Consider the following 14,814-nt stretch of genomic DNA (forward strand, 5'->3'; position numbering starts at 1 on the left):
ATTGCGGCATGCTGAAAAATGCCTGAAAGCAGAAGCGTTAAAACAGACTGATAGTCTGTTTTTGCGATTTTTAGACTGGCAGTCTATTTTGTCAAGCTGAAGAGCGGCTCCCTCTGGCGCAGGAAGTCGTCTGTTTCGCAAGGAAGACCCCATGCGCTTGGCAAGGTAAACTGCGGGTGCTGACGGTGCGGCAGGCGCGCACAGGTGTTTTGAAATCGATTCGCGAGAAACAAATTGACACTAGAAAACGAGCCCGCTTCGAGCAAATGCACTTCCTTGCGGTCTCGCAAGCCTCAGCAACGCGGCTTGCGAAGTGCCAGGAACATTCTGGAAGCTGCGGCTGTGCTGTTTTCGGAAAAGGGAATCGCTGAAACGAGCGTGGATGATATCGTCCTGCGCGCAGGCTCAAGCAAAGGCACCTTCTATCACCACTATGAATCTAAATCGGCGCTGCTCGCGGCGTTACGCCAGAGTGTGGTCGATGAGTTCGAGGCCGATCTGGATGCCGTACTGGAAACGAGGGCAGGGCAGGACCCCGATGTCCGGCTGGATGCATGGGTCAGTGCCGCTTGTGACTGGTACATTCGCTCGGCGGACCAGTTGCACGATATCGCCTGGAGTAACTATCCCGGGTCTCGCTGGACTGTGGGAAATACCAGGATCATCACGGGGCTGACCGACCTTCTGATCCAGGGACAGAAAAAGGGAATCTTTGTCGTGAACAATCCCCACTCCACCGCGACCTTCATCCTGCGGGGGATGCTCGGTGCAATTGACGATCTCATCCTTTCTGAAAAATCGCTCAAGGAAATCAAGCCGGAGATGGTGGCGCTGGCTCGCAGGAGTGTCGGCTTGCCCTAACTGATTGATTTATATGAGTTCTGTCAGTGAAAGCTCTCTTCTGATGACAACTGTCACTCAGGCAGTGGTGGAGCAAGTTGACGGCAGATTCAAACCTTGAGTAAACGCGCGGCATAGCTGACGAACAGCAGCAGGAACACCAGTGCGCTTAACGCGATTGTCAGTGAACTGATATGTGCTGCCAGGCCAATGAATGCCGGCCCCACAAGGATGCCCGCATACCCCATGGAAATGATCGCCGGGATGGCTGCGCGCTGCGGCATATGGGTCTGTCGCCCTGCGGCGGTAAACAGAACCGGGACGATATTCGAGCAACCTGCACCGACCAGGGCATAACCGAGTAACGACGCTTGCCAGCTGTCGAATAGCAGCGAGACTGCCATGCCCGCCGCCGCGCAGATCCCGCCCAGCGCCACTACGCGAACGCCACCCAGCCTGCTGACGATCATGTCGCCAGTCAGGCGCCCGATGGTCATGGCAGCAGCGAAGCATGCATACCCCAAGCCCACGTAGCTTGGGTACATATCCTGCCGGGACGCGAGAAAGACTGCGCTCCAATCGAGCATGGCGCCCTCGGTCAGGAACCCGATGAAACACAGGCTGCCCAGTAGCAGCACAATGCCTCGCGGAATCACAAACAACGGGCCACTCCTTTCAGTGCCGTAGGGCAACAGCATCGGAGCAGCCTTGTAAAGTGAGGCAAGAATCAGCGCGACCAGACACAGTACGCAGAGCAACGGCTCCAGTCCCAGGCTGAGCATGGCCGTCATCGCCCCCGCGCCGACGATACCTCCGACACTGTAGAGACCATGGAAACCGGATTGCAGGGTTTCGCCGCTGTTTTTTTCAACGATGATCGATTGGATATTGATCGCGCAGTCGAGCATGCCCATGCTGGCACCGAACAACAGTACGGATATTGCCAACCCCGGTAGCCACGCCACATGGCTCAAGATCGGCAGTAAGCTGCACAAGGCGATAGTCGAACAGATAATCACCGGGCGACAGCCAAAACGCGCAGTCAGATATCCCGCGAAGGGCATTGCGACGATCGAACCTGTGCCGAAGCCAAACAGCAGCAATCCCAGGCCGCCGTCGTCCAGCCCGGTACGCGCTTTCACCAATGGCACCAGAGGCGCCCAGGCCGACATGACGATACCAGTGATTAAAAACGTGATTCGGGTGGAAACGCGCTCGCCGTAATTGGCATTGATCGCTAAAGAAGGCGTAGAGGTACTCATTGTTGCTGACATCCTTATCTATACGGTTCCAGCTCATGGGCGTCGGTTCTTCAAGTGGAAGAACCGACGTTGCATCGAGTGGCTGTCAGCCAACGGATTTCAATGGAGTCGGCCCTTTGAGCCGATCCATCATGGTGGTGCAGTACCAGTCATCAAACTGGCACACTCCGGTCTCGGCCGTTTCCGAGTACGGGCCTGGCTCGTACGACGGAGAGGTCACGCCGCGTTGGGTGCCCTCGACCAATGTCCTGTCCTGATCGTTGGTCGCAATCCAGACCTTGGTCAGGCGATCTATATCGTAGTCAACGCCTTCCACCGCCGTGTTGTGCACCAGCCATTTAGTGGTGACCAGTGTTTCAGTGGCGCTGATCGGCAGCACCCGGAAGCTCAGTGCATGGTCACCGAGGAAGTGATTCCAGGTGGACGGGTAGTGGAAATACAGCAGGGCGCCGATATCGGCTTCGCAGGTCTTGTCCAGCCGGCCGGCGACGGCTGGCTTGCCGTCCATGGTGTAGCTGACGGCACCGGATGAGAGCGGGATGCGGGTCATGCGGAACTGGCCATTGATGTCCATCACCAAACGGCTTGGCAACCCGGCTTTCTCGCACTTCGACCAGTAGGCCGACAGCTCAGGATCATCCTCGCCACTGATGCCACCCACCGAGAGGTTATCGACGAACGAATTCAGTAACTCCGGGTGGGAGCCGTCGCAGTGGTAGCATTCGCGGTTGTTTTCAAAGACCAGTTTCCAGTTGCCTTTCTCAATGATGTTCGACTCGAAGGCCACCTTGCAGTCATTAAGATAATGCGGCGCAATAAACGGGCTGACGGCTTTGCGGAAGCCTTCGAAATCCGGTGCCTTGGCGGCGACGCAAATGTAAATGTAGGTGTCGACGATTTCGCAGTGAACGCTTTTCAGGTTGTATTGCGATTTGTCGAAGTCCTGGCCCATGTTCCCGGCAAACAATAGATTGCCGTCCAGCTCATAGGTCCATTTGTGGTACGGGCAGACCATCTTCGCGACTTTGCCGTGGTCCGCCTCGCAAATCTTTGCGCCACGGTGGCGGCACGCATTGTGGAATGCCCGCACTTCACCATCTTTGCCGCGTACGACGGCCACTGGATAATCACCGACTTGCAGCGTGAAATACTGTCCTGGTTTTGCAAGCTCGAAAGTGTGGCCGGCAAATATCCAGTCCTTGTGCCAGATGTGCTCAAGATCCTGGCGATATACGCTTTCACTGCTGTAAAGAGCGCCGGGGAGCGAGTGCCATGGTTTGCGTTGTGCGATCAGGTCAAAAACGGTTTCTTTATTATTCATTTTTATCCTCCCGGGACATAGATCTTGAGCGGTCACCTTTTAATGTGACTGGTAGAGTCTTGAAAAAAACAGCGTGTTCTTTATTGCCTTGAATGCACATGGCGCAGCTGCCATACGCATGACCCAATAAGGAGACGATAGTCCTCAGCCTATAGGGGGGATGACGGTCGTCACAAACGACATTTGCTATGGGCAATCAATGATTGGAGGTTATGGATGCCGGGCATTCAGCCAGGTTTGAAACCCCTTGGAAAATCGGTGCGAGCGCATCAATGGCAGACGAAGCGTGCCCAAGGTTCTTGATCGCCTGCTTTACTGCAGCACTGCGCTCAAGGCCCAGGCCGGAGGCGAACAGGTCAAATTTCTGATTCAGCTCCTGCGCACTCATCGGGGTTTGCGGGTCCCCTCGGGCTGCGGTGATCGGGCTGACAAGCACTGCTCTGTTCTTCAGGGTGATGATCAGCCGTGAGAGGATCTCGCCGGGAAATCTGGCTGAGAGATCCGCCGCTTCGACAATTTCGATTCGCCCGCTCAAGGCCAGGATGTCGGCTGAGTGAATGGATGCACCGGTCACTTCATCGGGCCCCAGTCTTCCTCGAACGATCAGCGCTGCCAGCGGAAAGGCGAGGGCGTACTGCGCTTGATCTGCATCGGCCGGGGAGTGCCCCTGGAGGCACATCGACTCATGGAAAGTCTCCACACGAATGGCTTCAATCGAATCAGCGTCCAGTTGCGGATGGGTTCGCTGCATTTCGAGCATCGCCGTCAAGGCAGGCTGCGCCCAGCGGCACACCGGCCAGGGTTTGAAATACTGGCTGTCAATCTCCCAGCGCTGACCCATGTCACGCCAGTACTCGGTAACCGAGGCATCTTCCACGGTTTCAGCCGGGGCACCCGTCATGCCTTCCCTGGCCATCAATAGGGCGTTCAAACCGACAAAAGCGCCGGAACCATGGGCGTCGCGCAACATGGTTGGCGCTTGCACGACGCGCATCATCGGGCAGCGTGCGCTGAAGTATTCGGCGATGCCGAGGGCGTGGCGAAAGGTTTGCTGGTCCAGGCCGAGCAGTCGCGAGCCGGCACACACCACACCCATTGCCGAAAAACCACCGGAGGCGTGATACGTGGGCGAGGTCCCCATCAGGGCAGAACCGGCGCGCAGTGCGGTTTCATAACCGATGCACAGGGCCGTCAGCAATTGGTGCCCGCTGATATCCCGGCCGTGGTCGTGCAGTGCGTCTGCCAGCGCGAGCAGTGCCGGAACTACCGTTGCACCTGCGTGGCCCTTGGATTTGAAGTGGCCTTCATGGGCATCAAGGCTGTCGGCACTGAAGCCTCCGGCCCATGCCGCGCCGAGCAGGTTGACACGTTGTCCGTCGAAAATCAGGCGGCTGGTGTAGGTCCCGGCGGGGTAGTGCAGTGTGGCGTAACGCCGAATTGCCATGCTCGTTTCGTTGGAAGCTGCGCCAGCCATGACGCCGACGATATCCAGCAGGCTGTCCTGCACGATTGACCGGGTCTTGAGCGGGGCGTTGAGGAAATCAAAGTCGCGACAGAACTCGAAGAGTGACATTCAACCATCCTTTCCTGGTGAGTAACCCCGGACCCCTTTTGGCCGGTGCTGCTCAACAATGAGCCAGGAAGGTTGTGTTGCTCTAGCAACATTTTCGTTGGGCAATTGATAACCAAATCGCCTGATGATTGAGGCGCTGGTTAGCGGCGGGGAAACTTCGACAGGATCCACTCGCGAAAGCGCCGTAGCTCTTCTTCATTGTCCGGGTTTTCACGGCAACTCAAATAGTGCCAGCTGTTTCGCAGTTGAACCTTCTGTTCGATCGGTCGCACGAGCAACCCTTGCTCTACCAGCGGCGTGACCAGGTGATTCCAGCCAAGCGCGATGCCTTGGTGGGTCAGTACCATGCTGATCAGCAGGTTGTAGTCATTGGCATTGAATATCTGCGGGCTGTTGGCCGGGCGGTCGTCGATGTCAATCGCCTGGAAAGCCAGCCAGACGCCCCAGTCGACATGCTCGGCCACTTGCGAACGACCATAGGGGCTCAGGTTCAACAGTGCGGAGTCGCGCACGCCTTCAATGGTCGATATTTCCGGGTGCTGTTGCAGATACTGCGGGGTACATACGGGGTAGATGACGTCATGACATAACGGATAGCTTCGATAACCTTCTCTGATGCGAGAGATCTTGGTGATAAAAATGTCAGGCTGAACACCAGGTTCCATGGTCAGGAAATTCTGGGTAGTGATCAGGTTGAGCTCGATGCCCTCACTTTGCGCGAAAAATTCCGGCAGGTGATTGGCCAGCCACAGTGCGGAAAAGGCCGGGGAACAACATACCGTCAGGACCTTTTTACTGGACTGACTGTTGCGGATCCGTTCGGCGGCCTGAGCGATATTCACGAATGAAAGCTGTGCAGCATCAAAGAACACCGTGCCGGCGGCCGTCAGTTCCACCGCACGTCCTACCCGGGTAAACAATTGCGCCCCCAGGTAACTCTCCAACTCGCGAATCTGTCGACTGATGGCTGCTTGCGAGACGCACAGGGCTTGTGCCGCACGGGTAAAACTTTCGTACTTGGCGGCCGCGACAAATGCCTTCACAGCCCTCAAGGACGGCATCTTCAGCAAGATGGTGTCAGGGTCGACATGCTTGGTCATTCAAACGCTCTCTTAACGATACAGCTCCCCAATGAAGCGGGAGGAGGGTAACGGAACCCGACATGGAGGGCTACGCCAGCGTCGCTGGCAGGATAGCGTCAGTCGTTCATGGGCGGCAGTTGCCACACTCCGAGAGACGCAGCGGCAATCAATAACCTGACGTTATCAAATTGTCCCTGTAAATGTAGTTGGATTAAGCGGGGTGATGCTAATAAATTTGAAACATCCCTTTTTCCTAGGGCCCCAAAAATAATAAAAGGAAGCCCGTCGTGAAGACATCTATTCATTACCGCTGCCGCTTAATTTTATTTTCGCTCGTTTGCATGTCGCTTGATGCGAATACTGCACAACGCGAGGGAGGCAAGGTATGACAAGCTCCGACGAGATCATCTGCGTGCAGAATGTATATAAGGTCTTTGGTACGCAGCCAGCACTTGCAATGAAGATGATTGAAGAGGGCGCTTCAAAAGCTGAAGTGTTCAAAAAGACTGGCCAGGCAATCGGTGTATTTGACGCTAACTTTTCGGTTCGCCGCGGTGAGATTTTCGTGATCATGGGGTTGTCCGGTTCCGGAAAATCGACCATGGTCAGGTTATTCAACCGGTTGATAGAACCCACTTCCGGCAGCATTTTTTTAAATGGAAAGGAAATCACCGGTCTAGCCGACAAGGACTTGTTACAGGTTCGTCGCAAAGACATGGGCATGGTCTTTCAGTCCTTTGCCTTGATGCCGCACATGAGCGTCATCGACAACGTCAGTTTCGGCCTGGAAATCAGCGGTGTCAGCGAAAAAGAGCGTTACTGCCGCGCGATGGGCGCGTTGGAACAGGTCGGGTTGTCGGGACAGGAACTCAGTTTTCCACATCAACTGTCTGGCGGCATGCAACAGCGGGTCGGTCTGGCTCGTGCTCTGGCCAACGATCCGGCCATTCTGCTGATGGATGAAGCATTCTCTGCGCTTGATCCGATGATTCGCAGTGAAATGCAAGGCGAGTTGATCAAGCTCCAGGCCGAGCAGGATCGAACCATTATCTTCATTTCCCACGACATCGAAGAAGCCGTTCGGATCGGTCACCGGATTGCGATCATGGAAGGCGGAAAAGTTGTGCAGATCGGCACGCCGCGTGAGCTTCTGTGCAATCCGGTGAATGATTATGTACGTGATTTCTTCAATGGATTCGATGCCAGCCGGATTCTGAAAGCAGGTGATATCGCTCAGCACGACGCCGGCATCGTTTATCAGCCTGGGTATCAAACTCCCATCAAGGCGGAAGCCTCTCTTCGAGAGATCTTTCATATCGTTGCTGCCTCGGCCACTCCCATGCCGGTTGTAGATGAAGTCGGGTTGTATAAAGGCTCGATTTCACAAGGTCATCTTCTTAGCTGCCTTTGTAGCAACTGAACTCCGAATAATCAGAATTGATAAGCCATTTCTGAGGGCGAGGTAGCACCATGTCTGACTTCAATTTTCTAGACCCCTTTCAAAGTATCAATATCCCTTTGGGCTCATGGGTAGAAACCGCCCTTAAATATTTGGTGCACAACTTTCGGGATGTATTTCGCTCGATCCGCTGGCCGGTCGATCAAGTCCTGGATGGTGTTCAGTGGGGACTGCTGTCGGTGCCTCCCACCGTATTCATCATCATTGCCGGGCTGATCAGTTGGCAGGTCGGTGGCAAGCGCATTGCGATTTTCAGTGTGGCGACGCTGACGGGGCTTGGGCTGATCGGCGTCTGGGCCGATGCCATGGTCACGCTGGCACTGGTACTGACGTCATTGCTGTTCTGCGCCGTCATCGGCATACCGCTGGGCATCCTTTGTGCCCGCAGTGACCGCATGGAAGTGATCATCCGCCCGGTGCTGGATGCCATGCAGACACTTCCTGCCTTCGTGTACCTGGTACCGGTGGTCATGCTGTTCGGTATTGGCAACGTGCCCGGCGTGATTGTCACCATCATTTTCTCCGTCGCGCCGCTGGTGCGGCTGACCAACCTCGGTATCCGCCAGGTTCCGGCCGACAAGATCGAGGCTGCCCGCGCTTTTGGTTGTACGGCCACCCAGATGCTGGTGAAGGTTCAACTGCCGCTGGCGGCGCCGACGATGATGGCCGGGCTCAACCAGACATTGATGCTGTCCCTGTCGATGGTGGTAGTCGCCTCGATGATCTCGGTCGGCGGGCTTGGCTTGATGGTGTTGAGCGGTATCGGTCGCCTGGACATGGGGCTGGCGAGCGTCGGTGGTGCTGGTCTGGTGCTGTTGGCGGTGTTTCTTGATCGACTGACCCAGGCGATGGGGGAGCGCAGCAGTGATTTGGCGACCGGCCAACGCTGGTATGAAACCGGGCCTTTGGGGCTGGTCATGAAACTGAAGAAAAAGAAGAACGTTGTACGTCCAGTGACGAATTAAGTTTGCCTGCTCACCCATTAAAAATTCCAAGCATGGTGAAAAATGAAACTAGCAAATCTGAAAAAAAGCGTCGTTGCGGGCCTGATTGCGTCGGTGTTCGGTACGGTGCTGTGCTCGGCGGCTTTCGCGGCTGATGCCACTAAACCCGGTGCCGGTGTGTCCATTACGCCGATTTTTCCGACTATTGCCGAAGAGCGCTTTCGCGGTGAGGTGGTGATTGCCGGGCTCAAGGAGCTTGGCTACAACGTGAAGCAGCCCAAGGAGACCGACTACCCGGCGATGTTTCTTGCGCTGTCTTATGGCGACGCAGACTTCACCGTGCATGAGTGGGAACACCTGCACGAAGCGTTTTACAACAAGGCCGGTGGCGATGATGTGATGGTCAAGGTCGGTCAGATCATGAAGGGCGTGCTGCAGGGCTACATGATCGACAAGAAGACCGCAGAGGCCTATCAGATCAAGGATCTGTCGGACTTGAAAAGGCCAGAGATCGCCAAGTTGTTCGACAGCAATGGCGATGGAAAGGCCGACCTGACCGGCTGCAACCCCGGCTGGGGCTGCGAAGTCATGGTTGAACATCACATGAAAGCCTATGGCCTGGGGCCAACGGTGGTCGATAACCGCGGGTCTTACTTCGCGCTGATGGCCGATACCATTGCCCGCTATCAACAAGGCAAGCCGGTGCTGTTCTTCACCTGGGTGCCGCAATGGATTGCCAGTGTGCTGGTGGAAGGGCGCGACGTGGTCTGGCTGCCGGTGCCGTTTACCTCGCTGCCGGATGGCAAGGACAGCAAAGATACCTTTCACGACGGCAAGAACCTCGGTTTTCCGGTGGATACGGTTAACGCCGTCATGAACAAAGAGTTCGCCGAGAAAAACCCGGTTGCGCGCAAATTCCTGTCCGAAGTCAGCCTGACCACCGCCGATGAAAGTGCGCAGAACCTGCGTATGCAGAAGGGTGAAAAGTCCCTTGCCGACATCAAGCGCCATGCCGCGGAGTGGATCAAGGCCAACCAGCAAGCCTACGACGGCTGGCTCAGCGATGCGCGTGCCGCAGCGGTGAGGTAATCGGTCCAGGTCCGTGTTGGCGGAGGCCACGTCCCTCGCCAGCACGCCGGTTGTACCTTGTTTCAAGTCATGGGTTTCGGATGGTGCAAGATGGAAACTTTTCAGAGTACGTTGAAGCTACAGAACATCGGGTTTCGACAATCCAGGGGGGCGTCGGGACATGAGCGTATCGTGCGGGTGGCCTTTATCCTGCTCGATCATTTCTCGCTGACAACCTTCTCAACGGCGATGGATGCCCTGGCCACCGGTAATCTGATCAACTGCGACACGATTTATAAAGTCTCAACCTATTCGCTGTCGGGGGGCCTGGTCGAGAGCGATATCGGCGTGCCGCTTTCTTCGGAAAGGCTGGTGGCTGAGGGGTTCAATCACGATGCGGTTATCGTCGTGGGGGGGCAACGTGTCAGGCTTTCGGCCAATCCGCTGCTGCGACGAGTATTGAAAAAAACAGCGGCCAGGGGCGTTGTTGCCGGGTGCTGGAATGCCGCGTTTTACCTGGCTGATGCGGGGTTTCTCGATGGGCTGGACTTCGCGTGTCACAGCGACAGTTGCGGTCTGATCAGCGAGTATTTCCCACAATTGAGCGTGTCCGGCCTCGACTTTACCTTTGAACAGCGCCGCGCCACCTGTGCCAACGCCCATTCAGCGCTGGATATGACCTTGGCACTCATGCAAGAGCTGGGCTCCTGCAATGACGCTTCCCTGGTGGATGAAATCAGACGGGTTCATCAACCCAGGCAACTGGCGCACGATTTTGCGTTCAGTAATGAATGCATTCGATCGGTCGCTATTCCAAAACCGTTGAATGTCGCCCTCAACTTGATGGAAAAACACATCGAGGAGCCGATGGAGATTGATCAAATCGCCAGTCACGTCGGCGTGTCACGACGACAACTTGAAAGACGGTTTGCACGTTATTTGAACGTTGCACCCAATCGATATTATCTGGAGTTGCGCCTGACCCGGGCTCGGCAACTTATTGTGCAAGTGATCGATCGTTAACGGATGTGGCACTTGCCACCGGGTTTGTCAGTTATCCGCATTTCTATAAGCGTTTCAAGGATCTGTTCGGATTACCGCCAATGACATTCAGGGATAACTATTACGCCAGTGCAGGTCGTTACGCCATTGCTGCGAACTTTTGACTTAATTCATCAAGTGCCAGCGTATTAGCGTCCCGTCGATTAGGTAGCTGTTTTTAATCAACGCCTCTCTGTGCGTTCGCCTCGTGCCGAGTCCGGTTTGTCATTTCAACGATGAATGGTTCAACACTATGAAAGTCAGTTCATTGCCCGCCGATGATGATAGTTGTGGCTGGTTTCATTTGAGCCTGCCACGTAATCCCGAGCCCGCTCACCGAGGCCACAGCGCTGCCCGGTGGGTCATTGTCGGAGCCGGATTCACCGGGCTGGCGGCTGCCCGGCAACTTGCACTGAATTTCCCCGATGACCATGTGGTGCTCATCGAGGCGCAGGAAGTCGGGCTGGGCCCCTCGGGCCGCAATGCGGGTTTCGCCATCGATCTTCCCCATGATATCGGTGCAGAGGATTACATCGGCGATATCGACCTGGCCAGAATGAGTTTGAAACTGAATCTCGCTGGCCAGTCGATCCTGCGCGACCTGGTCGATCAATACAGCATTGATTGCCAGATGAAAGCCTGTGGCAAATATCAGGCCGCGGTGGAGGATCGTGGCATCGCAGTACTCGACGCTTATCGCCGAGGGCTGGAAAAGCTCGATCAGCCATACCAGATGATCGACGCAGAGGGGTTGGCAGAACATTTGGGTACTCGTTTCTACCGTAAGGCGCTTTACACCCCGGGGGCTGTCTTGCTGCAACCGTCGGGCCTGGTCAAAGGGCTGGCGAACCATCTGCCGGCAAACGTCACGTTGTATGAACACACGCCGATCCTTGAAGTGGAATACGGCCAAAAGACTGTTCTGAAGCACGCCCATGGAAGCATTACAGCGGAAAAACTGATCCTGGCGAATAACTCGTTCGGCATGCGTTTCGGATTTCTGCAGGGACGCATGCTGCCCATCTACACCTACGCGAGCATCACCCGACCCCTGACCGAAGAAGAGCAGGCGCGCCTGGGTGGAAAACCCTTCTGGGGCGTGATTCCGGCAGACCCCTTCGGCACTACGGTACGGCGTACTCCGGATAACCGTCTGCTGATTCGCAACAGTTTCAGCTTCAACCCGGATGGTCGCAGCAACAGCAAATACAACGAACGTTTTGTACGCCGGCACAAGGCCTCTTTTGACGTGCGTTTCCCGATGCTGCCGGACGTGACGTTCGACTACACCTGGGGCGGGGCGCTGGCCATGTCGAGAAACCACAACGGATTTTTCGGTGAGCTGGCTGCGAATGTGTATGGCGCGCTGGGCTGTAACGGCCTTGGCGTTACGCGCGGCACGGTAACGGGCACGTTGCTGGCCGACTGGCTGGCGGGGCGGCGTGACGGGTTGATTGATTTCTTGTTGCAAGCGCCTGGACCTAACAGCAACCCACCAGAACCTTTCCTTTCGCTGGGAGTGAACATGAACCTGAAGTGGGGGCAGTACCGTGCCGGACGAGAGAGCTGAGGCTCTATCCATCGGGCACGCCGGGCCGAGTTTGCTGGTGCTGTTTCTCTTCGCGTTCTACGCGCTCACTCAAGCTACAAGAAGCCGCATCGCTGAATTGACCACTGTCTGTGTCCGGCTCGTAACCGGGCGTGCGGATTGAACATTGCAATCACTGGAGAAGACGCTATGAACTTTGACGGAATTTTCACCCCTGCCATTACCCCGTTGTCAGCCGATGGCCAGATCGATTTTTCGGCGTTCGCTGAAGTGCTCGAATACCTGATCGAGTCCAGGGTTCACGGCATCGTGATTGGTGGCTCGACGGGCGAGTACTACGCACATACCACCGCCGAGCGTGTTGCCGTGGCTGAGCGTGCGAAAGAAGTCATCCGGGGGCGCTTGCCGCTGGTGATCGGCACAGGTGGTATCCGCACCGAGGACTCTGTTTACTTCGCCGAGAAGGCCAAGTCGCTTGAGGCCGATGCCATTCTGGTCGGGTCGCCGCCTTATGCACTGCCGACGCAGAAGGAAATTGCCACCCATGTGCTGGCAGTGGACAAGGCGGCCGGTCTGCCGATCATGCTCTACAACTATCCGTCGCGAATGGGCGTGGCGATGGGCGACGAATTCTTCGAGGCAATTGCCAGCTGCAAGAACATTGCCGCCATCAAGGAGAGTTCTGGCGAGATGGCCCGCCTGCACCGCATTGCCAGCGCGCATCCGTCGATTCAGTTGTCCTGCGGTTGGGATGATCAGGCGCTGGAGTTCTTCGCATGGGGCGCACGCAGCTGGGTTTGCGCGGGCTCCAACTTCATCCCGCGTGAACACATCGCGCTGTACGAGGCCTGCGTTATCGAAAGGAACTTCGATAAAGGACGTCGCATCATGTCGGCAATGTTGCCGCTGATGGACTTCCTTGAGAGCGGCAAATTCGTTCAATCGATCAAGCATGGCAGCGAGCTGAGCGGTCTGCGCGCTGGTGGCGTACGCGCGCCGCTGCAACCCCTGGAGGCGTCCGAGAAACAGGCGCTGGAAGATGTGATCAAAACCCTGAAACAGAATGTGGCACGCATCGTCGAGGAGGCTTGAAATGGCAGACCTGTTGAATAAAGAGCAATACCTTGAGTTGGCCGCGAAGCTTGAGTTTCGCAATCAGGCCTTTATCAATGGCAAGTTTTGCACGGCCAGGTCGGGCAAGACCTTTACCACGACCAATCCAGCCACCGGACAGGTATTGACTGAGATTGCCGCGTGTAATGCGCAGGATGTCGATGATGCGGTTGCAGCAGCCAAGGATGCGTTTGAAGACGCCCGCTGGCATTCGCTGGCACCTTCGGCTCGCAAGTCGGTACTGCTGCGTTTCGCCCTGTTGCTCGAAGACAATGCCCATGAGTTGGCGGTTCTTGAGAGCCTGGACAGCGGCAAGCCGATTCGTGAGTGCCAGAACGTCGACGTGCCCGAGACGATCCATACCCTTCGCTGGCACGCCGAGCTGATCGACAAGATTTACGATTCGACCGCGCCGGTAGGTTCTGGGGCGGTGACCATGGTTGTGCGCGAGCCGATTGGTGTCGTCGGTCTGGTACTGCCATGGAATTTCCCGCTGTTGATGCTCGCCTGGAAAATCGGCCCGTCGTTGGCTGCCGGTTGCTCTATCGTGGTCAAGCCAGCCAAGGAAACCACGCTGAGTACGCTGCGCGTTGCTGAACTGGCTCATCAGGCAGGAATCCCGGCCGGCGTGTTCAACGTAGTGCCCGGGGGCGGCAAGGAGGCCGGTGAGCCGTTGGGTCGGCATCCGGACGTGGCCATGGTCAGTTTCACGGGGTCTACCGACACCGGTCGGTTGTTCCTCAAGTACTCCAGTGAGTCCAACCTCAAGCGTATTGTGCTTGAGTGTGGTGGCAAGAACCCCGCAGTGGTGATGAATGATGTCGAAGACATCGATGTCGTCGCCCAGCATGTGGTGAACGGCGCCTTCTGGAACATGGGCGAAAACTGCTCGGCCTCGTCACGGCTGATCGTGCATGCGGATATCAAGGACGCTCTGTTACAGCGCGTACAGGTCCACCTGGATGACTGGAAAATGGGTGATCCGCTGGACCCGGAAAACCGCTTGGGGGCGATGGTCAGCAAGGCGCATTTCGAGAAAGTACGTTCTTACCTCGACGTAGCCAAAGAAGAAAAGCTCAAGGTGCTGGTGGGTGGCAACACGGCCAAGGATATTTTCGTCGAGCCGACCATTGTTGATGGCGTGAGACGTGACAGTCGTTTGTTCCAGGAAGAGATCTTCGGTCCTGTACTGAGCGTGACCACGTTCCAGTCGGTCGATGAAGCCATCGTCCTTGCCAACGACACCGCCTATGGCCTGGCTGCTTGCGCCTACACTGGCAACCTGCGTCATGCTTTGAAACTGGCGCGTGGCATTCGTGCCGGCATCGTCACCGTGAACTGCTTCGGTGAGGGCGACGCTTCCACACCTTTCGGTGGATATAAAGAGTCCGGTTTTGGTGGCCGCGACAAGTCAATCTGGGCGCACGACCAATACACCGAGTTGAAAACCATCTGGATTGATGCCTCCTGATGGCGTCTTGATGCTTGATCCAGAATTGTCCCGGTCAATTGATGTTTCGCGCGGGGCGATTCTGGTTGATGATTGAAATGACCGTTCTGGC

General features: G+C 56.2%; 13 protein-coding genes. 9 read left to right on the forward strand and 4 right to left on the reverse strand.

Translation table 11 applies throughout. From position 1 onward, the window contains the following. Window positions 1-306: 306 nt before the first annotated feature. On the forward strand, window positions 307-861 hold the full coding sequence (locus tag JL015_RS19610) for a TetR/AcrR family transcriptional regulator (protein WP_268939678.1): 555 nt from the start codon (window positions 307-309) through the stop codon (window positions 859-861). An 89-nt stretch (window positions 862-950) separates the two neighbouring features. Here JL015_RS19610 and JL015_RS19615 read toward each other — a convergent pair whose 3' ends face one another. From JL015_RS19615 to JL015_RS19630, 4 genes are all read right to left on the reverse strand, one after another. Beyond that, window positions 951-2,102: an MFS transporter gene (locus JL015_RS19615; RefSeq protein WP_201019605.1), complete on the reverse strand. Its 1,152-nt coding sequence runs from the start codon at window positions 2,100-2,102 to the stop codon at window positions 951-953. Between the two features lie 85 nt (window positions 2,103-2,187). Beyond that, window positions 2,188-3,423, reverse strand: coding sequence for an aromatic ring-hydroxylating oxygenase subunit alpha (locus JL015_RS19620; protein ID WP_201019606.1), 1,236 nt, complete (start codon window positions 3,421-3,423; stop codon window positions 2,188-2,190). A 196-nt stretch (window positions 3,424-3,619) separates the two neighbouring features. Further along, entirely contained in the window at window positions 3,620-4,996 is a 1,377-nt protein-coding gene (locus tag JL015_RS19625; protein WP_201019607.1) for an MmgE/PrpD family protein, read from the reverse strand. 140 nt (window positions 4,997-5,136) lie between these two features. After that, window positions 5,137-6,096 (reverse strand): LysR family transcriptional regulator, encoded by a 960-nt coding sequence (locus JL015_RS19630; protein ID WP_201019608.1) that lies wholly within the window; start codon window positions 6,094-6,096, stop codon window positions 5,137-5,139. 367 nt (window positions 6,097-6,463) lie between these two features. Here JL015_RS19630 and JL015_RS19635 point away from each other — a divergent pair, with 367 nt between their 5' ends. From JL015_RS19635 to JL015_RS19665, 8 genes are all read left to right on the forward strand, one after another. After that, window positions 6,464-7,498, forward strand: a complete 1,035-nt coding sequence (locus tag JL015_RS19635; protein WP_201019609.1) for a quaternary amine ABC transporter ATP-binding protein — start codon at window positions 6,464-6,466, stop codon at window positions 7,496-7,498. A gap of 50 nt (window positions 7,499-7,548) precedes the next feature. Beyond that, window positions 7,549-8,502, forward strand: coding sequence for a glycine betaine/L-proline ABC transporter permease ProW (gene proW / locus JL015_RS19640; RefSeq protein ID WP_201019610.1), 954 nt, complete (start codon window positions 7,549-7,551; stop codon window positions 8,500-8,502). A 42-nt stretch (window positions 8,503-8,544) separates the two neighbouring features. Then, window positions 8,545-9,570 (forward strand): glycine betaine/L-proline ABC transporter substrate-binding protein ProX, encoded by a 1,026-nt coding sequence (gene proX, locus JL015_RS19645; protein WP_201019611.1) that lies wholly within the window; start codon window positions 8,545-8,547, stop codon window positions 9,568-9,570. 90 nt (window positions 9,571-9,660) lie between these two features. Continuing rightward, window positions 9,661-10,572, forward strand: a complete 912-nt coding sequence (locus tag JL015_RS19650; protein WP_268939676.1) for a GlxA family transcriptional regulator — start codon at window positions 9,661-9,663, stop codon at window positions 10,570-10,572. Between the two features lie 5 nt (window positions 10,573-10,577). Further along, a complete protein-coding gene (locus JL015_RS27895) occupies window positions 10,578-10,715 on the forward strand; it encodes a hypothetical protein (protein ID WP_268939677.1) in 138 nt (45 codons plus the stop codon). A 128-nt stretch (window positions 10,716-10,843) separates the two neighbouring features. Further along, on the forward strand, window positions 10,844-12,160 hold the full coding sequence (locus tag JL015_RS19655) for an NAD(P)/FAD-dependent oxidoreductase (RefSeq protein ID WP_201019612.1): 1,317 nt from the start codon (window positions 10,844-10,846) through the stop codon (window positions 12,158-12,160). Between the two features lie 168 nt (window positions 12,161-12,328). Further along, on the forward strand, window positions 12,329-13,231 hold the full coding sequence (locus tag JL015_RS19660) for a dihydrodipicolinate synthase family protein (RefSeq protein ID WP_201019613.1): 903 nt from the start codon (window positions 12,329-12,331) through the stop codon (window positions 13,229-13,231). A gap of 1 nt (window position 13,232) precedes the next feature. After that, complete coding sequence (locus JL015_RS19665; RefSeq protein ID WP_201019614.1) at window positions 13,233-14,723, forward strand: aldehyde dehydrogenase; 1,491 nt, start codon at window positions 13,233-13,235, stop codon at window positions 14,721-14,723. The last annotated feature ends 91 nt before the right edge of the window (window positions 14,724-14,814 follow it).

Source organism: Pseudomonas cichorii, from assembly GCF_015471405.1.
Taxonomy (GTDB): domain Bacteria; phylum Pseudomonadota; class Gammaproteobacteria; order Pseudomonadales; family Pseudomonadaceae; genus Aquipseudomonas; species Aquipseudomonas serbiensis.